Genomic DNA, 23,616 nt, shown 5'->3' on the forward strand with positions numbered 1-23,616 from the left:
TCGGCGCCGACTTTTTCCAAGGTCTCAGATGGGGAACGCACCATACCGAAAGTATGGCACAGCTCAGGAGGCGCTTTTGACCCCGGTGACTTGCACCGCCACCTGCGCGCGCTGCGGCTCGCCGCGGTAGCGCGACGGCGCTCCGTCGATCTTGCAGATGCGCCACATCAGCCGCCCGGCGAGAGTCATCAAACCGATGTCGTCGCAGAGCATCCGGATGTCGGCGAACGTATCTCTCAGCGCCTGCTGGGACTCGGGCGAGCCGGACCGCAGCTGCTTGCGCACCGAACGGGGCACCTCGAACTGCCGGAAGAAACTGCGCGGCGGCACCACCATCGGCTTGGCCAGCAGTCGCATGACGAACGGCACGTACACCGACATCCATAGCCGGTTGATCCGCCACACCTTCGGCACGCGTTTACGCAGGTAGGCATCGGCGAACGAGATATGGCGGGCCTCTTCGGCGATGTGGATGGCCATCACCTTCTCCACCACCGGATGCCCGGAGCCGGCCTCGCGCAGTGCGTTGGTCTGGATCACGTCCACCGGCACCTCACCGGCCAGAACCCCGAAGAAGAACACGTTGGGGAACGGCCCGGCGTACAGCGGCATCAGCGGGGACAGCCAGCGCATCCACCACTGCATCCCCGGAACGTCGAACCCGATGCGGTTCACCAGCTCCTGGAACATCAGGACGTGGTTGCACTCCTCGACGGACTCGTGCATGCAGTAGCGGTGTTCGGGCGAGCCGTTGGGCACCCGGGACGCGTACTGGACCAGGCCCCGGATCAGCATGCTTTCGAACTGCAGGGTGACCTTGGCGATGTTGGCTTGGCGCCACATCCCGATCGCGATCTGCTTGTCCAGCGGCTGGCTGCGGTACCAGTCGGTACGTCCCAGCGGGTCGTCGGTCAGCACCCAGCGCGGGTCGTCGGCGGTGATGGCGTTTTCGGGGGCGTCCCAGTCGATGTCGGTGAACGGATCGAATCGGCGTCGTACTGAGCTCTGTGACAGGTTTTGCAGCGTCGCCGTGTACTGAGGATCGTCGCTGACGTCCATGGTGCGGCGGTAGCGGGCAACAGCGAGAGCGACGGTGGCGGAGACCAATCCGACGACCAACAGGCTGCCCAGCAGCCCGAGGATCTGGAGCCAGATCGGCATCTCGAAGTCACTTCCGTCGTTGGGCACCGCGCGAAGAAGTCGGCGGCTCGGCCGAAGCTTACCGCCGAAATTGGCAAAACACTAAGATCCGCCGCGCTGTTGTGGTGTGATTGCCGCCATCTCGCGACCGGTCGGCGCCCGTTACTCTACCGCCGGCTCATGCAGCCCGCAGTTCGAACGGGCAGCGCGCACAACGGCGTGCCGCGAAATTGCGGTAGCGTGTTCACCTTATGGGGACCCAGCAGTACCAGCACTACGAGGCCATCATCGTGGGAGCGGGCTTCGGTGGAATCGGCGCGGCGATCCAACTGAACCGGCTGGGTTACCAGAACATCCTGATCGTCGACCGCGAGGACGGCCTCGGTGGGACGTGGCGGGTCAACCACTATCCCGGCCTGTCCGTCGATCAGCCCTCGACGACCTATTCCTATTGGTTTGAGCCCAACCCCTACTGGTCGCGGCTGTTCGCGCCGGGCCATGAGGTCCAGGCCTACGCCGAGCATGTCGCCGACAAGTACGACGTGAACCGCTTCATGCGCTTCAACACCTGCGTCGACGGCGCCCAATGGGACGAGGACGCCAAGGTGTGGCGGGTGACCGTGGCCGGCGGCGAGACCCTGACGGCGCAGTTCCTCATCGTGGCCACCGGCTTCTTGTGCCAGCCGAAGACACCGGACATCCCCGGTATCGACACCTTCGCCGGGCGCATCGTGCACACCGCGGCCTGGGACCACGAGTACTCCATGGCCGGGCGGCGGGCGGCGATCATCGGCACCGGTTCGACCGGGATCCAGGTGATCCCGGAGCTGGCCAAAGAGGTCGCCGAGCTGACGGTCTACCAGCGCACGCCGATCCTGGTGACGCCCAAATCCGACGTGGCGTTTCCGCCCGTGGTGCAGCGGATGTTCGCCCGGGTGCCGTTCACCCAGCGCATCGTGCGGTGGATCACCGACAACGTCACCGACTTCATGATGGTCCTGACGATGTGGCGCTACCGGCGGTTCAAGCTGCTCAACAAGGCGATGGCGGCCCAGTCCGCACGGCACCGGCGGCGGTCGGTGCGGGATCGCGAGCTGGCCCGCAAGATGGCGCCCGACTTCGACTTCGGCTGCAAGCGTCCGTCGATCTCCAACAATTACTACCCGACATTCGCCAAGCCGAATGTGCACCTGGTGACCGAGGGAATCGAGCGGATCGAACCCGACGGCATCGTGGCGCGGGACGGCACCAAGCGTGAGATCGACACCCTGGTGCTGGCGACGGGCTTCGACGTCTGGGAGGGCAACCTGCCGGCGATCGAGGTGGTGGGTCGCGGCGGGCGCAACCTGGGCAAGTGGTGGCGGGAGACCCGCTTCCAGGCCTACCAGGGCATGACCGCGCCCCAGTTCCCGAACTTCATCAACATGGCCAGCCCGTTCGCCTGGGTGGGGCTGTCCTGGTTCAACACCGTGGAATACCAGATGCGGCACATGAACCGGCTGTTCGGTGAGCTGCAGCGGCGCCGGGCGCGCACCTTCGAGGTCACCGAAGAGGCCAACACGGCGTTCTACGAGCGGATGATGGGCCTGCTGGACAGCTCGGTGTTCCACCTCGGCAACTGCGCGACGTCGAATTCCTATTGGTTCAACCACAACACCGGAGAGGCCCCGCTCTTCCGGCCGACCTCGGTGCGCACTGCGGTCAAGGAGCAGGATCACTTCCCCCTGTCGGACTACCTGATCGGGTAGCTTCCGCTGCCGCGGTCGGTGAACCGGGGTTACAGTGATCGTTTGGGGGAAATCGTCTGGTGAGGGGCCTTGGATAAGTGACGAAAACGCACCTGAGCCATAGCCGGTCGTCTGCGGCAGGATTGGTCCGTAAGTTCGCGTTGCCGATCATTCTCGGCTGGGTGGCGATCACGCTTTTGGTGAGCCTCGCCGTTCCACCGCTGGAGCAGGTCGCCAAGGAACACCCGGTGTCGTTGAGCGCCAAGGATGCGCCGTCGATTCAGGCGATGGCGCGGCTGGGACACTCCTTCCAGGAGTCGAACACCGACAGTGCGGCGATGATCGTCCTCGAAGGCGACGAACCCCTCGGCGATGCCGCGCACCACTACTACAACGAGCTGATCGCCCAGCTCAACGCCGACACCAAGCACATCCAGCACATCCAGGACTTCTGGGGGGACCCGCTCACCGCGGGCGGAGCCCAGAGCTCTGACGGCAAGGCGGCGCTGGTCCAGCTGAACCTCGCCGGCAACCAGGGCGAGGCGCTGGCCAACGAATCGGTCGAAACGGTCCGCGACATCGTGTCGCGCACGCCCGCGCCGCCTGGCGTGCGCGCCTACGTCACCGGCCCGGCGCCGATGGTCACCGACATGAACACCAGCGGTGACCGTGCGGTGCTGAAGATCCTGATCGCCACCGTGTCGGTGATCTCGCTGATGCTGTTGCTGCTCTATCGCTCGTTCAGCACCGTCGCTGTGTTGTTGGCGGTTGTCGGTGTCGAGCTGGCGGCGGCGCGCGGAATCGTGGCCTTCCTGGGCGACAACGGGTGGATCGGGTTGTCCACCTTCGCGATCAACATCCTGGTGACACTGGCGATCGCCGCCGGGACCGACTACGGCATCTTCTTCATCGGCCGCTACCACGAGGCGCGCCACGCCGGCGAGGACCCGAAGACGGCCTACTTCACCACCTACCGCGGAGTCGCCCACGTAGTGCTGGCGTCGGGCCTGACGATCGCCGGCGCCACCTTCTGCCTGAGCTTCACCCGGCTGCCGGTCTTCCAGACCATGGGCATCCCGTGCGCGGTCGGCATGCTGGTCGCGGTGGCGATCGCGCTGACGCTGGTCCCCGCGGTGCTGGCCGTCGCCAGTCGGTTCGGCCTGCTCGAACCCCGGCGCAAGATGTCGGATCGGGGCTGGCGCAAGGTGGGCACGGCGATCGTGCGCTGGCCCGGACCGATCTTCGTGGCCGCGTGTTCGGTCGCGCTCATCGGACTGCTGGCACTGCCGGGCTACAAGGTCAGCTACAAGGACCCGTCGTTCATCCCGGCCGACACTCCGGCCAACCTCGGTTGGGCGGCCGCGTCACGACACTTCCCGGAATCGCGGTTGCTGCCCGAGGTGCTGCTGATCGAATCCGATCACGACATGCGCAACTCCGCGGACTTCCTGGTGCTCAACAAGCTGGCGAAAAGCGTCTTCGCAGTCGAGGGCGTCGCGATGGTGCAGGGGGTGACCCGACCCGAGGGCACTCCGCTGGGGCATACCTCGATCCCGTTCCTGCTGAGCATGCAAAGTGCCGGGCAGATGCAGAACCTGGACTTCATGAAGAACCGGGTCGCCGATATGCGCAAGCAGGCCGACGACCTCGAGGGCACCATCGCGTCGCTGCAACGGATGTACGGGCTCATGCAGCAGTTGGGCACCAACACCCATGAGGCGACCGGCGTTTCGCACGAGGCGATGGATCTGGCCCAGCAGATGCGCAGCCACATGGCCGATTTCAACCAGAACTCCAAATTGCTGCGCGAAACGGTCGACACGAACGACTGCCGCGGGGACCCAACCTGCCTGTCACTGCGGTCGGCGTACGCCTCGATGGACGGCGCGACCCAGCTCACCGACAAGCTCAACGAGCTGGCGCCGGTGATGAGCAACGTCGACGTGGTGACGCCGCAGTTGCTGGAGATGATGCCGGCGCAGATCGCGGCGCTTCGCAGCCTGCAGACCATGATGCTGACGTTGCACAGCACCATGTCCGGGATGATGGCGCAGGTCGAGGAGGTCGGCGGGGATTCGGCCGCGATGGGCCAGGACTTCGACGCGGCCAAGAGCGACGACTCGTTCTACCTGCCGCGGGAGGCGTTCGACAACCCGGACTTCAAACGCGTGATCCAGCTGTTCCTCTCGCCCGACGGCCACGCGGCGCGCTTCTTCATCACCCACGACGGCTATCCGGCGACGCCGGAGGGCATGGCGCGGGTGAACCTGATCAAGAAGGCCGCCACCGAATCTCTGAAGGGAACGCCGCTGTCGTCGGCCCAGGTCTATGTGGCCGGTACCGCCGCGCTCTTCAACGACCTGCAGGGAATCGCCGACTACGACCTGTTGATCGCCGGAATCGCTTCGCTGGCAATCATTTTCATCATCATGCTGCTGATCACGCGCAGCTTCATCGCCTCGCTGGTGATCGTCGGGACGGTGTTGGCCTCACTGGGGGCGTCGGTCGGGCTGTCGGTGTTGGTGTGGCAGTACATCTTCGGCATCCACCTGCACTGGCTGGTGATGGTGATGTCGGTGATCATCCTGCTGGCGGTGGGCTGTGACTACAACCTGCTGCTGGTCGCCCGGTTCAAGGAGGAACTCGGCGCCGGGATCAAGACCGGCATCATCCGGGCGATGGGCGGCACCGGCAAGGTCGTCACCGCCGCCGGCTTGGTATTCGCGTTCACGATGGCCTCGATGCTGGTCAGCGACCTGCGGGTGGTGGGCCAGGTGGGCACCACGATCGGGCTCGGCCTGCTGTTCGACACCCTGATCGTGCGCTCGTTCATGATGCCGTCCATGGCTGCGCTGCTGGGCCGGTGGTTCTGGTGGCCGCTGAACGTGCGTGAGCATCCGGCGCGCGCGCCGCGCGTGACCGGACCGGTCACGGCGGCCGCTGACGACATCGACACCGACGCCGAGTACACCGACGTTGCCGACGCCGACGACGCTGACGAGGCTGTTGTCGCCGTGGACTCCGACGCCGCTGACGACGCTGATGATGTCAACCAGGACGTCTCGGCGGATGTCGAACCGGACGAGACGACCGAACCGGCCAAGGACGACCGGACGTTCGAGGACATGGTGGCCACGGCGTTCCCCGAGCTGTCCGGACGGCCCGACGTACCCGGCGAGGATCGCGCCAGTGAGGTGCTGGCCGCCATGCAGCCACCGGAGGAGGAAACCGACCGGTAGTCGGGCCGATCGGCTCTGGTCAGCGCGCCGCCCCGTGCACTAACGTTTCAACAAACGTTGATTGTAAAAAATACTGGTGCGGGTTCCAGCTCTCAGCCGGCGTCCACACCGAGGAGGCGGCGGATGAGCATCGCGGATCGGACCGAACAGACCACCGGGGAAGGAGCGCTGACGCCCGGGGCGGGAACATTGGGCCACGGCAGCAGCGGTGCCCTCGACGGGCTGCCCGCCAATGTCTGACGAAAACCTCTCGGCCGCACTGGAACGCGAGCATCAGGAAATCGACGCCGGCATCGGGGATTTCCTGGACAAGCTGGATGCCGGCAGCGTGGACGCCGAGGCCCTCCGGGTGACCCTGGCAGCGCTGCGGCGCCACATCTATCTGGAAGAACAGCTCCTGTTCCCGCCGATCAGCAAGGGCGCCCAGATGATGTCGGTGTTCGGGATGATCCGCGGCCACGGGGAGATCTGGCGCACCATCGACGCACTTGACGGCCTGGTCGGCGGGCCGGACGACCCGGCCGACCCCGACACGTTGCGGGAAGTCTGCCAACGGCTGGTGGCGCTGCTGGTCGACCACAACAAGGTCGAGGAGCCGGTGATCTACCCGGCCGCCGACACCGGCCTGGCGCCCGAGCAGGCCGCCGAACTGGCGGAGTTCCTCGAAGCGGGCCGGATGCCCGAGGGCTGGGTCTGCGCGAAAGCCACCGTCTGAGTTGGATTGGGGAACGCCGGTGTCCGTTGAGAAATCAGACAGGTCCCCGTCGGCCATGCTGGAACGTGAGCATCAAGAGGTCGACGCCCGCCTCGAGGCGTTCCTGATCGGGCTCCGGGACGACCGGGTCGATGCCGACGAGGTGAACGCGGCTCTGGAAGCGCTGCGCCGGCACATCTACCTCGAGGAGCGGATCCTGTTCCCGCCGATCCGGCACGGCGGGATGGCGATGCCGGTCGCGGTGATGATGACCGAGCACGGCGAGATCTGGCGCACCATGGACGCGCTGGCGAGCCTGGTGGCCGGCGGTGACACCGAGCGGACCGGCACGATCTGCCGACTGCTGCTCGATCAGCTCGCCGTGCACAACTCCAAAGAGGAGCAGGTGATCTACCGCGCCGCCGACTCCGAGCTGGAACCCGAGCAGGCGGCGGAGCTGACCGACTTCATCGAGACGGGGCTGATGCCCGATTCCTGGGAGTGCCGGGAGGCGCGCTAGAGGCCGCCGCCGAGTCCGAGTCCGAGGGCCACGGCGATCGGGATCAGCGCCATGTCGGCCGCGATCGGAAGACCGATTGCCTCGATGAGGTTGCCCGACTCGAGCTGGTCGAGAAAAACCGTCAGGTTGTAGGCCGGCAGGGTGATGGTCAATGCAGTGAACATGTCGGCCAGCGGGAGCAGTTGGGTGTAACCCTCCGATGGCGTCCCCGATGAGCCGAGGTCCAGCGCGTTGAGCACCTGGGTGAAGGTCGACAGGTTCGGATCGTCGAGGAAGGCCGCCGGGTTGGTGGTGAGGTCGCCGAGGGCGTACGCCGCCCGCAGTAGCGGACCGGTCGCCGGATTGTCGGCAATCGAGGCGAAGACGTCGTAATTCTGCGGGTCCAGCAGATCCCTGCCGGCAGCGACGATCCCCTCCGGTATCGCCTTGACCAGTGCGTTGAAGACGTCATCCCAATCGAGGTCCGGCGGGAAGAGACCGAACGGGGTTTCCACGTCCGCCGGACCCTGGCTCCAGCCCTCGGTGATACTTCCGTAGCCGAGGTTCACCAGGATCTTCATGGCCGGCTCCAGCAGGTCGGCCAGCGGATTGCCGAGGAACGGCAGGAAGCGCACCAGGTCCAGTAGCGGCAGATGATCCTGCGGAATCATGAAGTAGTGGGTCAGTGAGTCGGCGTCCGCCGTCGGCAGCGGTATGGCGTTGGCGATCTGGTCGGGTTCCAGCCCCAGATAGGTGAAGTGCTCGAGCACCATTCCCGCCATGGCGTTCAAGACCGCCAGCGGATTGAGCGTGTACTGCGGGAAGTCGGCGAAGCCGTCGTATTCCAGCGTGTAGACGTCGGTGGGGTAGAGGTCCGGCGTGGGATGGCCGAACGTGATGCCCAGGCTCGGGATCGACGGGTTCGAACCCAGCGGGACGTCGAAGCGTTCCAGCAGCCCGCCGTTGGGTGCCGCGGTGTCGCCGACCAGCACGAAGTGAACATCCTCGGCCGGCACGCCCTGGTCGGCGAGCTGGGTCATGGCCAGCGAGGAGAGCGCCGAGCTCTGCGAATAGCCGAAGACCACCACCGGATTCGTGGCGTCCACACCGCCGTCGGCGATTTGGCGGCTGACCGTCTCACTGAGCATCTGCGCCCCCTGGGTTTCGGAGACGAACGCCGGGAGGCTCTTGACGCCGGTCGTGGGGTAGAAGCCCGCCGGGGTGAACAGGGCCTGCGGTGTCCCGGTGAAGCCGTGCGGTTGGAGGTAGAGCGTGGTGGCGGCGTCGACATAGCCGGGCGGCGGGAGCGGGATCCCGCTGCCGCCCATGATCAGCGCTAACCCGTCTCCCAGGCCGGCGAGCCGCACCTCACCCGCCTGAGATCCCGGTACCGCCGGGACGAGACCGATCAGCACGGTGGCCGCCATACACAGTCCGCGAGCAACCGGCTTGGTCATGGCGGCGCGGCGATCAGCGCCGACAGCCCGGCGTGATAGGCGGCCAGGCTGTGCCGCCAGCCGACGTCGATAGCCCCGCCGCTGTCCACAGCGATCTCGGCCCCCACGTGCACGTACGGCGACGGCGGTACCAGCGGCACGACGTCGAGGAAGTTCACCACCCGATAGCAGCATTCGATCGCCGCGTCGAAGGCGGCGGCGAAGTCGGGCAGCCCGACCCGCGGTCCGGCGAAGGTGGTCAGCCGCGGCTCGATGGTGTTGGGTGGCATCGCCAGGGCGATGTCCGGCGCCGCCAGCACGGCCAGTGCCGCGCCGAGGCTGTCGCCGGTGATTAGGATCTGGTTGCAGCCGTGGGTGGCGGCGGGCAGGTTGGCGGCGATGCTGTCCCGGACGCAGCGGTAGACGTCCTGGAACCCGGCATGGACCTGGCCGAACCCGCTGACCGGTGCATAGACCGCCGGCACGAAGTCAAAGTCGGCGATCCAGTCGGCCACGTCCGCGCTGCCGCGAACGGACACGAACGCGGTTCCGGTCGCGGTGTCGTGCCCCATCAACCCGAAGACGTTGGTGTCCTTGGCCATCGCTTTTGCCGGGTGCTGGTCGGGCAGTGCGGCCAGGTGCGCGGAATCGGCTTTGATCAGGGCGGTCTGGGCGAACCCGGGCGGCAGCGTGGGCTGGGCGCCGGTCATCACCGTGTAGGCCGCCTGCGCCAGCGGCAGCACCACATCGCGGGCATAGGACGCGCTGAATGCCACGCAAAAAAGTGTAGGGTCCGGCGGCCCTGCCAATACGAAGATCGACCAGGGGATCTAGACTCTGGTGCCAACGGCAATGATCCGGCCATCACCGGGGAGCCTTCGGAAGAACGGGCCAGGCAGAGACCGGCCTCAGTAGAACCGAACGGGTAAGCCCGTCACAGCCTTGTTGAGCGGTCGCGTCGGAAGCGCGGCAAGCGGGGTGGTACCGCGGTGCTCGCGTAACCTGCGCGGCGTCGTCCCCGGGCCGGGCGCTTGGGAGACGACAGACAGTGAGCGAACGCAGCTATCCGAAGCCGGCCGCCGGTGCCCCCGACTTTCCGGCGGCCGAGGCCGAGGTCCTCGATTACTGGGCGGCTGATGACACCTTCCGGGCCAGCATCGCCCGCCGCGACGGCGCCGAAGAATACGTGTTCTACGACGGCCCGCCGTTCGCCAACGGACTGCCCCATTACGGGCACCTGCTCACCGGTTATGTCAAGGACATCGTGCCGCGGTATCGCACCATGCGCGGCTACAAGGTGGAGCGCCGGTTCGGCTGGGACACCCACGGTCTTCCCGCCGAACTGGAGGTGGAACGCCAGCTCGGCATCACCGACAAGTCGCAGATCGACGCGATGGGTATCGCCGCCTTCAACCAGGCCTGCCGGGAGTCGGTGCTGCGCTACACCGCCGAATGGCAGGCCTACGTCACCCGGCAGGCCCGCTGGGTCGACTTCGACAACGACTACAAGACGCTCGACCTGCCGTTCATGGAATCGGTGCTGTGGGCGTTCAAGCAGTTGTGGGACAAGGGACTTGCCTACGAGGGCTACCGCGTACTGCCGTACTGCTGGCGTGATGAGACCCCGCTGTCCAATCACGAACTGCGGATGGACGACGACGTCTACCAGAGCCGCCAGGATCCCGCGCTGACCGTGGGGTTCCAGATTGTGGGCGGGGCGGCGGGAGAGGGGTCGGCCGGGGAGCTGGCCGGCTCCCATCTGCTGGTGTGGACCACCACGCCGTGGACGCTGCCGTCGAACATGGCGGTCGCGGTCAACCCCGAGGTGACCTATGTGCAGGTCGCGGCGGGGGAGCGCCGCTACGTACTGGCCGAAGCCCGGCTTGGCGCCTATGCGCGTGAACTCGGCGAAGAACCGCAAGTACTGGCGAGCTACCGGGGTGCTGACCTGCTGGGCATGCGGTACCTGCCGCCGTTCGGATACTTCATGGACTCCGCCAACGCTTTTCGGGTGCTCGCCGCCGACTTCGTCTCGACCGAGGACGGCACCGGGCTGGTGCACCTGGCGCCGGCCTACGGCGAGGACGACAAGAACACCACCGATCCGGCCGGGATCACCCCGGTCACCCCGGTGGACGCCAAGGGCCGCTTCGATTCCAGCGTCGGCGATTACGCCGGTCAGCACGTCTTCGACGCCAACAAGGCGATCATCGCCGACCTGAAGAACGGCACCGGACCGGTCGCCGCCAACGGGGCGGTGCTGGTGCGCCACGAAACCTACGAGCACCCCTATCCGCACTGCTGGCGGTGCCGTAACCCGCTGATCTACAAGGCGGTTTCGTCGTGGTTCGTGCGCGTCACCGAGTTCCGCGACCGGATGGTGGAACTCAACGAACAGATCACCTGGTACCCGGAGCACGTCAAGGACGGCATCTTCGGCAACTGGCTGCGCGGTGCGCGCGACTGGTCGATCTCGCGAAACCGCTACTGGGGCACCCCGATCCCGGTGTGGAAATCCGACGATCCGGCGTACCCCCGAATCGATGTCTACGGCAGCCTCGATGAGCTCGAGCGGGATTTCGGGGTGCGCCCGGATAATCTGCACCGGCCCTACATCGACGAGTTGACCCGGCCCAACCCCGACGATCCGACGGGCGCCTCGACGATGCGACGCATCCCCGATGTGCTCGACGTGTGGTTCGACTCCGGGTCGATGCCCTACGCCCAGGTGCACTACCCGTTCGAGAACTCCGACTGGTTTCAAACCCATTACCCCGGCGACTTCATCGTCGAGTACATCGGTCAGACCCGCGGCTGGTTCTACATGATGCACGTGCTGGCCACCGCGCTATTCGACCGGCCGGCATTCAAAACCTGTGTGGCGCATGGCATCGTGTTGGGCTCCGACGGGCAGAAGATGAGCAAGTCGCTGCGCAACTACCCGGATGTGAACGAGGTGTTCGACCGCGATGGCTCCGACGCCATGCGCTGGTTCCTGATGGCCTCGCCGATCCTGCGGGGCGGCAACCTGATCGTCACCGAGCCGGGCATCCGCGAGGGTGTGCGCCAGGTGATGCTGCCGTTGACCAATGCCTACAGCTTCCTGGCGCTCTACGCACCGAAACCCGGGGCTTGGCGCACCGATTCGTCGCACGTGCTGGACCGCTACATCCTGGCGAAGCTGGCAGCATTGCGCGAGGAGCTGACCGCGGCGCTGGACGGTTGCGACATCTCCGGGGCGTGTGAGGAACTGCGCCAGTTCACCGAGGCGCTGACCAACTGGTATGTGCGGCGCTCCCGGCAGCGGTTCTGGGACGAGGACCCCGATGCCATCGACACCCTGCACACCGTGCTGGAGCTGACCTGCCGGCTGGCCGCACCGCTGCTGCCGCTGACCACCGAGGTGATCTGGCGTGGTGTCACCGGTGAGCGTTCGGTGCACCTGACCGACTGGCCCGAGCCTGCCGGCCTGCCCGCCGATCCCGAGCTGGTCGCCGCGATGGACCAGGTGCGCGAGGTGTGTTCGGCCGCGTCCTCGCTGCGCAAGTCGCATCAGCTGCGGGTGCGGCTGCCGCTGCCCAAACTCACCGTGGCCGTCGATGATCCGCAGCGACTGGCGCCGTTCACCGAACTGATCGCCGACGAGCTCAACGTCAAGGCGGTGGAGCTGACCGCCGACATCGACCGCTACGGCCGCTTCGACCTGGCGGTCAACGCCAAGGTGGCCGGTCCGCGACTGGGCAAGGATGTGCAGGCCGCGATCAAGGCCGTCAAGGCGGGACAGGGGGTGGTGCATCCGGACGGCACCCTGAGCGCCGGGCCGGTGGTGCTGCGCGAGGGCGAATACACCTCGAAGCTGGTGGCCGCCGATCCGGAGTTCACCGTGGCCCTGCCGGACGGCGCCGGACTGGTCGTGCTCGACGGCACGGTGACCGAGGAGCTCGAAGCCGAGGGCTGGGCCAAGGACCGCATCCGCGAATTGCAAGAACTGCGCAAGAACACCGGCCTGCAGGTCTCCGACCGGATCAGCGTCGTGATGTCGGTGCCCGACCAGCGGCGCGGATGGGCGCAGGCCCATCGCGACCTGATCGCCGGCGAGATCCTCGCCACCGGCTTCGATTTCGGCGACCCGGGTGCCGGCGCGTCGGAGATCGGCGACGGGGTGCAGGTGAGCATCGCCAAGGCGTGATCAGCGCAGCGGCCCGGCGGCGACGCGAGTTTCTCGCAGCCAGATTCTTTTGGTCACCGGCGGTCGGACCGTCCCCGACAGCGGGGTGCGTCTCGGCGGCCGATAATCGGTGTTCGCGCTGATCAACGTGCCCGACGGCGCCCGGCGAACAGACCTCCGAGCGCCGCGGCAAGCGCTTGCCAGACGTGGCTCGCGCGGCCGGGAACACCGGTCTCGCCGGCCCGGAAACCGGCCCTCCGCTGGCTAATCTTCTGACACATCATCCTTGATTGCCGGTGGCTGCAGTCGGTTACTGATCGGAAGCGGAGGAGGGCTATGGATTTCGGGGCACTGCCACCGGAAATCAACTCCGCCAGAATCTATTCTGGGCCGGGGTCGGCTCCCCTGCTGGCCGCTGCGACAGCCTGGGATGCACTGGCAGGCGAACTGCATACCACCGCGACGGGGTACGGGTCGGTCATCGCCGACCTGGCCAGTTCAGCCTGGCACGGGCCCTCGGCGGGTGCGATGGCGACCGCGGCAGCGCCGTATGAACAGTGGATGAGAGCCACCGCGGCGCAGGCGGAGCATGCGGCGCTTCAGGCCAGGGCGGCCGCTGGCGCCTACGAGCTGGCCTTCGGCGCCACCGTCCCGCCGCCGGTGATCGCGGCGAATCGGACTCTGCTCGCATCGCTGGTCGCCACCAATTTTCTGGGGCAGAACACGCCGGCGATCGCCGCCACCGAGGCCCAGTACGGCCTGATGTGGGCCCAGGATGCGGCCGCAATGTACGCCTACGCCGGCTCCTCGGCGGCCGCCACCCAGCTGACCCCCTTCTCCGGGCCCCCGCAGACCACCGATCCCAGCGGACAAGGCAGCCAGGCGGCAGCGGTGGCCAACGCGACGCAGTCCTCGGCCGGCTCCAATGCGCAGTCGGCGCTGTCTCAGCTGATGTCGCAGGTGCCGAGCACCTTGCAGACGCTGACCACGAACCCGACCTCGCTGTCGTCGGCGGCTACCCAGGCGACAACAGGTCTGAAGAACGGCATGGACAGCATCACCAACCTCATCAAGGTCGTCGACGGTCCCTATTCGCCACTGGGGATACTGCGGCTGTTCAAGAACTGGTGGCAGGTCAGCTCCAGTCTGGTCAGTACGCACAACGGTGCGCAGAGCCTGACCTCGTTCCTCAACCCGAAACCCATCACCGGGGCGCTGTCGCCGCTGCTGGCCAGCGAGCTGCTGACCGGCGGGCCGGCGGTCAATCCGGCGAGCGTGCCCGCGGCGTCGGCGGCGATCGGCCGCGCGGGCATGGTCGGGTCACTGTCGGTCCCGACCAGCTGGGCCTCGGCCGCTCCCGGGGTCCAGACGGTGTCGTCGGTGCTGCCGACGACCGTACTCGAGGCGGCTCCCGCGCTGGCGGCCAACGGCCAGAGCGGCATGTTCGGACAGATGGCGGCGTCGAGTCTGGCGGGCCGGGCCTTCAGCGCACCGGTCAGCAACGCGGTGGGTGCGGCCACCACCCGCACGATCAGCACCGTCACGCAGGTCACCAACACGGTGGCCGCCCCGGACATCGCCACCACCGCCACCATCATCGTCATCCCGCCGATTCAGAAGTAAGGAGGCGCAGCACATGGTTTTTCAGAGCTTCGCGGCGCAGCCGCCGGAGATCATCTCCGGTCTGATCTATTCGGGTCCGGGTGCGGCGCCCCTGCTGAGCGCCGCCTCGGCCTGGACCGGCCTGGCCGGCGAATTGCATGCCACCGCAGAGTCGTACGCCGCGGTGGTCTCGGGGCTCACCAGCGGTGGATGGCAGGGGCCGGCCGCTGCAGCCATGGCGGCCGCGGTTGCCCCGTACGTGAGCTGGTTGTCGACCACGGCCGCGCAAGCCGAGGAGACCGCCGGCCAGGCCAGGGCCGCGGCGGGTGCCTACGAGTCCGCCTTCGCCGGAATCGTGCCGCCGCCGGTGATCGCAACCAATCGCGTTCAGCTCGCATCGTTGGTGGCCGGCAACATCCTGGGGCAGAACAGCGCCGAGATCGCCACCGTCGAAGCCCAGTACGGCCAGATGTGGGCGCAAGACGTCGCGGCGATGGTCGGCTACGCCACCGAGTCGCAGGCGGCCACCCAGCTGACACCGTTCGCGGCGCCGGCCCAGACCACCGACGACAGCGGCACGGCCCGCCAGGCCGCCGCGACCGCGGAGGCGACCCAGGCCTCGGCAGGCTCCAACGCGCAATCACTGCTGTCGAAGCTGGGGCAGTCCATCAGCACCGCACCCAACAGCTACACCGATGCGGCGGAGGGCGCGATCAACGGCGCCACCGGAAATCCCGACTTGGCGGGGCTCTACGAGTCGTTCTGGAACTTCCAGTCCTCGATCGGCTCGGAGGGCACCTGGACCAATGCGGTGGGCGGCACCACCAACCTGGGCATGACCCAGGTCAGGCTGTTCCACAAGCTTCCCAGTGCGCCGGTGATCGCGAAATCGGCGCTGGGCGGCGGACTTATGAGCACCGGATTGACCGGCGGCGGCCCGGTCGCGGGCGCGGCCCGCGGCCTGGCCACGGCCGCGGCGACCGCGGGCAGCGCCTCGACGGTGGGGGCGCTGTCGGTGCCGCCCAGCTGGGCCACCGCCGCCCCGGCGATCAAGCTGGCTTCGCTGGCGTTGCCCAACGCCGCAGCAGCCGCGGCGCCATCAGCAGGGCTCGGCGGACTGCTCAGTCCGGCCGCGCTGGGCAGCATGACCGGAGCTGCTTTGGGCGGCCCGGCCGCGCGGGTGGCCAGCCCGGGCGTGCGAGTCATGACGACCAACACCAAGAACCGTGACGCTCCGGTCAAGCTCGATCAGGTCATTGCCCAGCTGCAGCAGACGCCGGACGTGGTGCAGCATTGGAACGTCGACCAGGCCGGGCTCGACGATCTGGTCGCCAAGCTGTCGCTGAAGCCGGGTATCCACGCCGTCCACGTGTGCGCCGAGGGCGAGGAAGTGCCCGCCGGGGCGCAATCCGCGCTCGGCTGACCCATGTCCAGGAGGTCTGCAATGCGAGTCTTGTTCGCCCCGTTGGTGGCACTGCCCGCGATCGTTCTTGCCGCGCCGGCGCACGCCGAACCCGGTGTCGTCGAGGCGAGCGCCGTGGATCCGACCGACTTCATCACCTCGCTGCACCAGGTGGGAATCACCTTCGATGACCCGGCGCAGGCCGTGGCGGCCGGCCAGGCGGTCTGCGGTCTGGCGGCCAACGGCGAAAGCGGCTTGGAGCTGCTCACCGATCTGCGCGAGGCCAATCCCGCGCTGACCATCAGCGGCGCCGCCCAGTTCGCGGCGATCGCGGCCAAAACCTATTGCCCGCAGCAACTCACCCCGGCCAAGTCGGCCAAGTAGTTTCAGGGCTTGACCGCTCGCCAGCGTTGGCGCCCGCCGGCTCTGCGCACCTCCACATCAGCGAATCCGCTGCGCTGCAACCGGTCCGGAAGCGTCTCGGGGGAGACCGGGTTGTAGGTGTCGCGAGTGTGCAAGAGGCGGAACGTGGTCGAATGCACGCCGTCGCTGCCGGCGAACACCCCGCCGGGCTTGAGCACGCGAAACGCCTCGTCGAACAACCGATCCTGTAACGCAGGCGTCGGGACGTGATGCAGCATCGTGAAGCACACCACCGAACTGAACTTCCCGGCCGGCAGGCCGGTGTCGGTGCCGTCGCCGTTGATGATGCGCGCCCGCGAGCCGTATCTCGCCTGGAGCAGCTCGGTCATCGGGGGATCGATTTCGACCGCGGTCAACTGCGGCGTCATCTCCAGCAGGCACCGCATGTTGGCGCCGTAGCCCGGGCCAACCTCCAAGGTGTCGTCCCCGAGGTCCACGCCGGCGAGCGCCCACGGCAGCAGCTTGTGCTCGACGCTGCGCGCCCAATACGCCGAACTGCAACACAGCCGGTGAACCAGATTCATCGCCATGGAATCTCACGCTAGTCCCGCGTCGGCCGGCGGCGGCGCACTTGCGGCCCAATAGGATCGAGCACTGTGGACGCGCGGTGGGTCCTGCACCTGGACATGGACGCCTTCTTTGCCTCCGTCGAGCAGTTGACCCGCCCGACGCTGCGCGGACGGCCGGTACTGGTCGGCGGGCTGGGCGGTCGCGGCGTGGTGGCCGGTGCCAGCTACGAGTCGCGGGTGTTCGGGGCGCGCTCGGCGATGCCGATGCATCAGGCGCGCCGGCTGGTGGGCGCCGCCGCGGTGGTGTTACCGCCCCGCGGCGCGGTCTATGGGATGGCCAGCCGCCGGGTCTTCCAGATCGTGCGTGCGGTGATCCCGGTCGTCGAGCAGTTGTCCTTCGACGAGGCGTTCGGCGAACCGGCGGAGCTGGCGGGGACGAGCGCCGAGGACGTGCAACGGTTCTGCGAGCAGTTGCGGCGCCGGGTGCGCGAGGAAACCGGCCTGGTGGCCTCGGTGGGGGCTGGTTCGGGCAAGCAGATCGCCAAGATCGCCTCCGATCTGGCCAAACCCGACGGGGTGCGGGTGGTCAGCCGCGCCGAGGAACGGCTGCTGCTCGACGGCCTGCCGGTGCGCCGGCTGTGGGGGATCGGCCCGGTCGCCGAAGAGAAGCTGCACCGGCTGGGCATCGCCACCATCGGGCAGTTCGCCGCGCTGACCGATAGCGAGGTCGCCGACATTCTGGGCGCCACGATCGGTCCCGCCCTGCACCGCTTGGCCTGCGGGATCGACGACCGCCCGGTCGCCGAACGCGCCGAGGCCAAACAGATCAGCGCCGAATCCACCTTCGCCACCGACCTGACCACGCTGGAGCAGCTGCGCGCCGAGGTCGGCCCGATCGGCGAGCACGCCTATCGCCGGCTGCTGCGCGACGGCCGGGGCGCGCGCACGGTGACGGTGAAACTCAAGAAGGCCGACATGAGCGTGCTGACCCGCTCGGCCACCTTGCCCTACGCGACCACCGATGCCGCCGCGTTGACCTCGGCGGCGGCCAGGCTGCTGCTCGACCCGCAGCAGGTCGGCCCGATCCGGCTGCTCGGGGTGGGGTTTTCCGGGTTGACCGATGTCCGCCAGGAGTCACTGTTCCCGGATCTGGCTTTTCCGGAACCCGCCGCATCGGAGTCGCCGGAAACACCTGCCGCAGAGGCGATTTCACCGCCGGCCACCGCGCCGTGGCGGATCGGCGATGACGTCGCCCACCGCGAGCTGGGGCACGGCTGGGTGCAGGGGGCCGGCCACGGGGTGATGACGGTGCGATTCGAGACCCGCAGCTCGGGCCCGGGACCGGTGCGGACGTTTCCGATCGACGAGCCGGCGATCACCCGCGCCGACCCGGTCGAAAGCCTGGATTGGCCCGATTTCGCCGCCAGCCCGGAGGAGCCGGCTTAGGGGAGCGGGTCAGCCCCACCGGTCGATGACGTCGTCGACCGGCAGCCCCGCTCCCAGCGCCGCCATCAGCAGGACCCGGGCCTGCGGGGGCCGCAGCCGCGGCACCATGACCGCACCGGCGTCGACCAGCGCCCGGCCCGGCCCGTAGGCCGCACCGACCCGCGCATCCGGCACCCGGCTGGACACCGCGACCACCACCCCGTCGCGGCACTGCCGACGCACGCCCTCGATCACGGCGGACCCGGCGTTGCCCGAGCCCAACGCCTCCAGTACCACCGCGCGCGCCCCGGCGGCCACGCAGGCGTCCAGGGCCACCGCATCCGCGCCGGCGTAAAGCGCGATGACGTCAACCCGGGGGGCCTCTGCCACCTCCAGGTGGGGACGGGCCTTGCCGTCGTTCAGCCGCACCCGCCCATCCGCCACCGTGCCCAGCCGTGGCCCGCTGAAACCGGTCAGATCGGTGGTGGTCGTCTTGGACAGGCCCAGCGGCGCCAGCACCTGCCCGGCGAAGCACACCAGCACGCCGAGCCCTCGCGCCGCCGGGTCGGCGGCCAGCGTCAGCGCGTCGCGCAGGTTGCCCGGACCGTCGGCGTCCGGAGCGTCCGCGCTGCGCTGCGCTCCGGTCAGCACCACCGGGGCGACCCCGGTGTAGCCCAGTTCCAGCCACAGCGCGGTCTCTTCGCAGGTGTCGGTGCCGTGGGTCACCACCACCCCGTCGGCGCCACCGTCCACGGCGGCCCGCACCGCGGTCAGGATCCGCTCCCAGTCGGCCGGGGCCAGCTCCGAGCTGTCGCGCGCCATCAGGTCGACCACCGTCACGTCGGCGCCGGAGTCGAGACCGGCGACCAGATCGGCACCGTGCACGGTCGGCCGGCGCACCCCGCCGTCGTCGGTACTGGCGGCGATCGTTCCGCCGGTGGTGATGACCGTGAGGCGCTTGGACACCATGCCGCGATCATGCCGCACGCGCGCTAAGGGATGATGGGGGGCGTGACTGACGAGACAACCGACTCGACCGAGCCGGCCGTCGATCCGGTGCCGGACCCGGAGCCGGCCGCGCCGCCGCGGCGGCTGGGCCTGCTGCTGTCGGTGGCCGCGGTCGTGCTGGTGGTCGACGTCGTCACCAAGGTGCTCGCGGTGAAGATGCTGACCCCCGGTCAGCCGGTGTCGATCATCGGCGACACCGTGACCTGGACCCTGGTGCGCAACTCCGGTGCCGCGTTCTCGATGGCCACCAGCTACACCTGGGTGCTGACGCTGATCGCCAGCTCGGTGGTGCTCGGCATCATCTGGATGTCGCGCCGCCTGGTGTCGCCGTGGTGGGCGGTCGGGTTGGGCATGATCCTCGGCGGAGCACTGGGCAATCTGGTGGACCGGTTCTTCCGGGCGCCCGGCCATCTGCAGGGCCACGTCGTCGACTTCCTCTCCATCGGCTGGTGGCCGGTGTTCAACGTCGCCGATCCCGCGGTGGTGGGCGGTGCGATCCTGCTGGTCGGGCTGTCGGTGTTCGGCTTCGACTTCGACACCGTGGGCCGTCGCCGCGCCGGCGACGAGGCAGCGCGAAGCGATGCCGAGGAGCCGCGCCATCAGCACCGCGCCGGCGACGAGGCAGCGCGAAGCGACGCCGAGGAGCCGCGCCCCCAGTCGGGCGCGGGTGACCAGGCCTGATGGCGTGACCGAACGGTCCATGCCGGTGCCGGAGGGGCTGGCCGGCATGCGCGTGGACGCCGGGCTGGCCCGCCTGCTGGGTCTGTCCCGCACGGTCGCCGCCACCCTGGCCGAGAACGGCGACGTCGAACTGGACGGGGCACCCGCCGGCAAGTCCGACCGGTTGGCCGCCGGCGCGTGGTTACACGTGCGCCTGCCCGCGCCGCCGGCTCCGCTGGAGAACACCCCGACCGAGGTCGAGGGCATGACGATCCTGTACTCCGATGACGACATCGTCGCCGTCGATAAACCCGCCGGGGTGGCCGCCCACGCGTCGGTGGGCTGGACCGGGCCCACCGTGCTCGGCGGGCTGGCCGCGGCCGGCTACCGCATCACCACCTCCGGGGTGCCCGAACGCCAAGGCATCGTGCACCGCCTCGATGTCGGCACGTCGGGGGTGATGGTGGTGGCGATCTCCGAGCGCGCCTACACCGCGCTCAAACGCGCCTTCAAGGCCCGCACCGTCGACAAGCGCTACCACGCGCTGGTGCAGGGCCATCCGGATCCGTCCAGCGGCACCATCGACGCCCCGATCGGCCGGCACCACGGCCGTGACTGGAAGTTCACCGTCACCGCCGACGGCCGGCACAGCATCACCCACTACGACACGGTGGAGGCCTTCGTCGCCGCCAGCCTGCTCGACGTGCACTTGGAAACCGGTCGCACCCACCAGATCCGGGTGCACTTCGCCGCCCTGCGGCATCCGTGCTGCGGCGACCTCACCTACGGCGCCGACCCGACCCTGGCCAAAAAGCTGGGATTGGAACGCCAGTGGCTGCACGCCCGCTCGCTGGCCTTCGCCCACCCCGGCGACGGGCGGCGCGTCGAGATCACCAGCGAGTACCCGGGTGATCTCCAACACGCCCTCGACGTGCTGCGGCACCGCGACCAGCACGCGCTGTAAAGGGCGCCGCGTTTCCAGGAACCGGTACGGCGCGCCGATTTGGGTGCCGGTGCAGCACCCCCTATCCTTTGCGGGTCGTAGTGCAGGTTTACGGGCGAGGTCGGAGTATGAGACAACGCCGGTGCAGGCGAGGTATTCGGTGGGCCGGCGCGTTGCTGACCGCTGGATTGGTCAGCGCGGCCGCGGCGCTGGCGCCGGCGGGCTACAGCAGCACCGTCGACGGCCGGCCGGTCTCGATGCGCTACGACCCATGGCGGGTCAGCGGCCTGCCGGTGACCGACGGCCCCAGCGGGCCGCGCCCGGACGCCCCCGTGGCGACCGGTACCGTCCGTGACGGCGACGGCGGCGACATCGATCGGCTGGCACTGCTGTCGGTCAACGACATCGCGGACTTCTGGCAGCGCAACTACGACGGTTTGCACGGCCGCTTCGCCCCGGTCGGCACGCTGATCTCTTATGACTCCAGCGACGCCGCCGGCTCGACGCTCTGCGGTGTCAATACCCACGGGTTCGTCAACGCGTTCTATTGCTACGGCCACGACAAGATGGCGTGGGACCGAGGGGTGTTGCTGCCGGGCGCCAAGCGCTACTTCGGCGACATGGCGGTCACCGGGGTGCTGGCGCACGAATACGGGCACGCGGTGCAGGACATGGCCAAGCTGGTCGACAGCTCGACGCCGGTCCTGGTGGCCGAACAGCAGGCCGACTGCTTCACCGGGGCTTATTTGCGCTGGGTCGCCGAAGGCGATTCACCCCGCCTGACCCTGAGCACCACCGACGGACTCAACGGGCTGCTGGCCGGGCTGATCACGCTGCGCGATCCGGTGCCCGGCCCGGACGGCGAACTGGTCGTCGGAGCCGGGCACGGCACCGCGCTGGACCGGATCGGTGCCCTGCAGCTGGGCTTCGACACCGGCGTGCAGCGCTGCACCGAGATCGACACCGGCGACATCGAGCACCGCCGGGCCGGCACGCCGGCGTCGTTGCGGGTCGGACCCACCTCTCACACGCCGTCGCCGGTGACCCGCATCGATGAAGGCCGCCTGAGGCGGATGATCGAGGCGCTCAACACCCGTTTCCGCCCGGTGCGCCCGCCCGCGCTGTCCATCGCGTCGGCGTGCCCCGACGGTGCGGCAAGCCCACCGGTGTCGTATTGCCCGGCTGTCAACACCATCGCCGTCGACCTGCCCGGTCTGCAGCGCCTGACCGGCGCCCTCGACGACGACGGCGGGAACCGGCTGATGCTGCACGGAGCCAATACTGCGTTGTCGGTGGTGATGTCGCGCTACATGCTGGCGTTGCAGCACCAGCGCGGTGTCGAGCTGACCTCGGCGATGGCGGGGCTGCGCACCGCGTGCCTGACGGGGCTGGGGCAGCGGCGCCTGTCGGAATCGTCGGACGAGGGCACCCGCGGGACGCTGAGCGCCGACGACCTCGACGAGGCGGTCACCGGCCTGCTCACCAACGGCCTGGCCGCCAGCGGCGCCGACGGCGCGGCGGTGCCGGCCGGTTTCACCCGGATCCAGGCGTTCCGTTCCGGGCTGTTGGGCGACGCCGAGCTGTGCTATCAGCGCTACTCCTCACCCGCCTAGGGATTCGCGGGTTTGCGGGCCTCGACGAGCACCCGGGTGGCGTGCGCGACGAACGGGCCTTGGGCCTCGATGCGCTCATGCAGCTCGCGTAGCCGGTCCCGGTGCTCGTCGACAGCGAAGTCGGGCACCGTCCAGATCACCTTGCGCAGGAAATAGATCACCGCGCCGATATCGAAGAACTCGGCGCGCAGCCGTTCCATCCGCAGATCGAGCACCTCCATACCGGCGGCCGCCGCGTCGGCACGCACCGCTTCGGGCTCGTATTGGGCGCCTTTGCCCGGCATCGGCCCGAGAAAGAACTCGCTGAGCTCGAGCATCGTCGCCGGACCGATCTGCTGGGCGAAGTAATGACCGCCGGGCCGCAGCACCCGAAAGATCTCGTCCCACCACGTCGCCAACGGGTGCCGGCTGCTGACCAGATCGAATGCGTCATCGCCGAACGGCAACGGCGGCCGGTCCGGCACGGTCACCACCACGACGCCACGCGGATGCAGCAGCGTGGTGGCGCGGGCGGCATTCGGCGGCCACGACTCGGTGGCGGCCATAGCGGGCGGGAAGGTACCGAACTGCTCGATGCCCGCCAGCACCTCGCCGCCACCGGTGTGCAGGTCGACTGCGGCCGCCACGCCCGACAATCGTTGCGCCAGCTGACGTTGATACCTCCACGACGGCCGCTGTTCGGTGGCCCGGCCGTCCAGCCAGGAGAACTCCCAGCCGTCGACCGGTGCGGCGGCGGCCTCGGCGACCAGCTCGTCGAAGCTTCGCGGCACGGTGGTCAGCTGGGTTCGCGCGATGCCTTCGGCGGCCGGATCTTGAAGGAGATCCGCAGCTTGGTGCGGTAGATGATCCCGCCCTTGTCGTCGAGGGTGAGGTCCTGCTCGACGACCTGGGCGACGCGGATGTCGTCGATGGTTTGCTTGGCCCGGTGCACCGCCTCGGCCGCGGCGTTCTCCCAGGACGACGGACTCGTCCCGATGATGTCGATCACCCGGTACACGCTCATGTATGTGTCTCCTCCGCTTCCGACGAACCTCAACGTAGTGCACGGCGGCGGTCGCTGTCCGGCGAAACGCCCGCCGAGAAGACACACCCGACGACACGCCGAGTGCCGTCGGTGGCCGGCCATAG

General features: G+C 68.5%; 19 protein-coding genes. 12 read left to right on the plus strand and 7 right to left on the minus strand.

The genetic code is table 11. From position 1 onward, the window contains the following. Positions 1-63: 63 nt before the first annotated feature. On the minus strand, positions 64-1,161 hold the full coding sequence (locus tag AC5Y31_RS14445; protein WP_301635460.1) for an AurF N-oxygenase family protein: 1,098 nt from the start codon (positions 1,159-1,161) through the stop codon (positions 64-66). 230 nt (positions 1,162-1,391) lie between these two features. Between AC5Y31_RS14445 and AC5Y31_RS14450 the strand changes: the two genes are divergently transcribed. The 4 genes from AC5Y31_RS14450 to AC5Y31_RS14465 all read left to right on the plus strand — a co-directional run bounded on the left by AC5Y31_RS14450 (position 1,392) and on the right by AC5Y31_RS14465 (position 7,320). Beyond that, entirely contained in the window at positions 1,392-2,888 is a 1,497-nt protein-coding gene (locus AC5Y31_RS14450) for a flavin-containing monooxygenase (RefSeq protein ID WP_499981100.1), read from the plus strand. Positions 2,889-2,965: 77 nt separating this feature from the next. Continuing rightward, the gene (locus AC5Y31_RS14455; protein ID WP_499981102.1) at positions 2,966-6,106 is read left to right on the plus strand and encodes an MMPL/RND family transporter; all 3,141 of its coding nucleotides are present in this window, start codon (positions 2,966-2,968) and stop codon (positions 6,104-6,106) included. A 232-nt stretch (positions 6,107-6,338) separates the two neighbouring features. Then, positions 6,339-6,821: a hemerythrin domain-containing protein gene (locus AC5Y31_RS14460; RefSeq protein ID WP_499981103.1), complete on the plus strand. Its 483-nt coding sequence runs from the start codon at positions 6,339-6,341 to the stop codon at positions 6,819-6,821. Between the two features lie 55 nt (positions 6,822-6,876). Beyond that, a complete protein-coding gene (locus tag AC5Y31_RS14465; protein ID WP_499981105.1) occupies positions 6,877-7,320 on the plus strand; it encodes a hemerythrin domain-containing protein in 444 nt (147 codons plus the stop codon). Here the strand turns inward: AC5Y31_RS14465 and AC5Y31_RS14470 are convergent. Next, entirely contained in the window at positions 7,317-8,726 is a 1,410-nt protein-coding gene (locus AC5Y31_RS14470; protein WP_499981106.1) for a PE-PPE domain-containing protein, read from the minus strand. The two genes, AC5Y31_RS14465 and AC5Y31_RS14470, sit on opposite strands and share 4 nt — an antisense overlap. Positions 8,727-8,752: 26 nt before the next feature. Continuing rightward, the gene (locus AC5Y31_RS14475) at positions 8,753-9,511 is read right to left on the minus strand and encodes a lipase family protein (protein ID WP_499981108.1); all 759 of its coding nucleotides are present in this window, start codon (positions 9,509-9,511) and stop codon (positions 8,753-8,755) included. A 272-nt stretch (positions 9,512-9,783) separates the two neighbouring features. Here AC5Y31_RS14475 and ileS point away from each other — a divergent pair, with 272 nt between their 5' ends. The 4 genes from ileS to AC5Y31_RS14495 all read left to right on the plus strand — a co-directional run bounded on the left by ileS (position 9,784) and on the right by AC5Y31_RS14495 (position 16,291). Then, complete coding sequence (gene ileS, locus AC5Y31_RS14480) at positions 9,784-12,924, plus strand: isoleucine--tRNA ligase (RefSeq protein WP_499981110.1); 3,141 nt, start codon at positions 9,784-9,786, stop codon at positions 12,922-12,924. Between the two features lie 315 nt (positions 12,925-13,239). Next, on the plus strand, positions 13,240-14,526 hold the full coding sequence (locus AC5Y31_RS14485; protein WP_499981112.1) for a PPE family protein: 1,287 nt from the start codon (positions 13,240-13,242) through the stop codon (positions 14,524-14,526). A 13-nt stretch (positions 14,527-14,539) separates the two neighbouring features. Further along, a complete protein-coding gene (locus tag AC5Y31_RS14490; protein WP_499981114.1) occupies positions 14,540-15,928 on the plus strand; it encodes a PPE family protein in 1,389 nt (462 codons plus the stop codon). 21 nt (positions 15,929-15,949) lie between these two features. Next, a complete protein-coding gene (locus AC5Y31_RS14495; protein WP_065026516.1) occupies positions 15,950-16,291 on the plus strand; it encodes a DUF732 domain-containing protein in 342 nt (113 codons plus the stop codon). A 2-nt stretch (positions 16,292-16,293) separates the two neighbouring features. Here AC5Y31_RS14495 and AC5Y31_RS14500 read toward each other — a convergent pair whose 3' ends face one another. Next, positions 16,294-16,860, minus strand: a complete 567-nt coding sequence (locus AC5Y31_RS14500) for a class I SAM-dependent methyltransferase (protein WP_499981115.1) — start codon at positions 16,858-16,860, stop codon at positions 16,294-16,296. Between the two features lie 66 nt (positions 16,861-16,926). Between AC5Y31_RS14500 and AC5Y31_RS14505 the strand changes: the two genes are divergently transcribed. Next, positions 16,927-18,285: a DNA polymerase IV gene (locus tag AC5Y31_RS14505; RefSeq protein WP_499981117.1), complete on the plus strand. Its 1,359-nt coding sequence runs from the start codon at positions 16,927-16,929 to the stop codon at positions 18,283-18,285. 9 nt (positions 18,286-18,294) lie between these two features. On the opposite strand, the gene AC5Y31_RS14510 is transcribed toward AC5Y31_RS14505, so the two are convergent. Next, positions 18,295-19,233, minus strand: a complete 939-nt coding sequence (locus AC5Y31_RS14510; RefSeq protein WP_499981119.1) for an asparaginase — start codon at positions 19,231-19,233, stop codon at positions 18,295-18,297. Positions 19,234-19,275: 42 nt separating this feature from the next. Between AC5Y31_RS14510 and lspA the strand changes: the two genes are divergently transcribed. The 3 genes from lspA (at position 19,276) to AC5Y31_RS14525 (ending at position 22,488) form a co-directional block, all read left to right on the plus strand. Further along, a complete protein-coding gene (gene lspA, locus AC5Y31_RS14515; RefSeq protein ID WP_065026526.1) occupies positions 19,276-19,953 on the plus strand; it encodes a signal peptidase II in 678 nt (225 codons plus the stop codon). Positions 19,954-19,957: 4 nt separating this feature from the next. Next, positions 19,958-20,896 carry an RluA family pseudouridine synthase gene (locus tag AC5Y31_RS14520; RefSeq protein WP_499981121.1) on the plus strand — a complete coding sequence of 313 codons (939 nt, stop codon included), beginning with the start codon at positions 19,958-19,960 and terminating at the stop codon, positions 20,894-20,896. Between the two features lie 107 nt (positions 20,897-21,003). Beyond that, entirely contained in the window at positions 21,004-22,488 is a 1,485-nt protein-coding gene (locus AC5Y31_RS14525) for a neutral zinc metallopeptidase (protein ID WP_499981123.1), read from the plus strand. Here the strand turns inward: AC5Y31_RS14525 and AC5Y31_RS14530 are convergent. Beyond that, positions 22,485-23,258 (minus strand): methyltransferase domain-containing protein, encoded by a 774-nt coding sequence (locus AC5Y31_RS14530; protein WP_499981125.1) that lies wholly within the window; start codon positions 23,256-23,258, stop codon positions 22,485-22,487. The genes AC5Y31_RS14525 and AC5Y31_RS14530 overlap by 4 nt on opposite strands. Positions 23,259-23,263: 5 nt before the next feature. Continuing rightward, complete coding sequence (locus AC5Y31_RS14535) at positions 23,264-23,491, minus strand: dodecin family protein (RefSeq protein WP_064853819.1); 228 nt, start codon at positions 23,489-23,491, stop codon at positions 23,264-23,266. Positions 23,492-23,616: the final 125 nt, after the last annotated feature.

The sequence above is a fragment of the Mycobacterium sp. NGS18 genome (genome assembly GCF_059813185.1).

Bases quoted from the DNA above. Each gene is read 5' to 3' on its own strand.
- AC5Y31_RS14445 (WP_301635460.1), bottom strand. From the start codon at position 1,161: ATGCCGATCTGGCTCCAGATCCTCGGGCTGCTGGGCAGCCTGTTGGTC.
- AC5Y31_RS14450 (WP_499981100.1), top strand. From the start codon at position 1,392: ATGGGGACCCAGCAGTACCAGCACTACGAGGCCATCATCGTGGGAGCG.
- AC5Y31_RS14460 (WP_499981103.1), top strand. From the start codon at position 6,339: ATGTCTGACGAAAACCTCTCGGCCGCACTGGAACGCGAGCATCAGGAA.
- AC5Y31_RS14465 (WP_499981105.1), top strand. From the start codon at position 6,877: ATGCTGGAACGTGAGCATCAAGAGGTCGACGCCCGCCTCGAGGCGTTC.
- AC5Y31_RS14470 (WP_499981106.1), bottom strand. From the start codon at position 8,726: ATGGCGGCCACCGTGCTGATCGGTCTCGTCCCGGCGGTACCGGGATCT.
- AC5Y31_RS14485 (WP_499981112.1), top strand. From the start codon at position 13,240: ATGGATTTCGGGGCACTGCCACCGGAAATCAACTCCGCCAGAATCTAT.
- AC5Y31_RS14490 (WP_499981114.1), top strand. From the start codon at position 14,540: ATGGTTTTTCAGAGCTTCGCGGCGCAGCCGCCGGAGATCATCTCCGGT.
- AC5Y31_RS14495 (WP_065026516.1), top strand. From the start codon at position 15,950: ATGCGAGTCTTGTTCGCCCCGTTGGTGGCACTGCCCGCGATCGTTCTT.
- AC5Y31_RS14500 (WP_499981115.1), bottom strand. From the start codon at position 16,860: ATGGCGATGAATCTGGTTCACCGGCTGTGTTGCAGTTCGGCGTATTGG.
- AC5Y31_RS14510 (WP_499981119.1), bottom strand. From the start codon at position 19,233: ATGGTGTCCAAGCGCCTCACGGTCATCACCACCGGCGGAACGATCGCC.
- AC5Y31_RS14525 (WP_499981123.1), top strand. From the start codon at position 21,004: ATGAGACAACGCCGGTGCAGGCGAGGTATTCGGTGGGCCGGCGCGTTG.
- AC5Y31_RS14535 (WP_064853819.1), bottom strand. From the start codon at position 23,491: ATGAGCGTGTACCGGGTGATCGACATCATCGGGACGAGTCCGTCGTCC.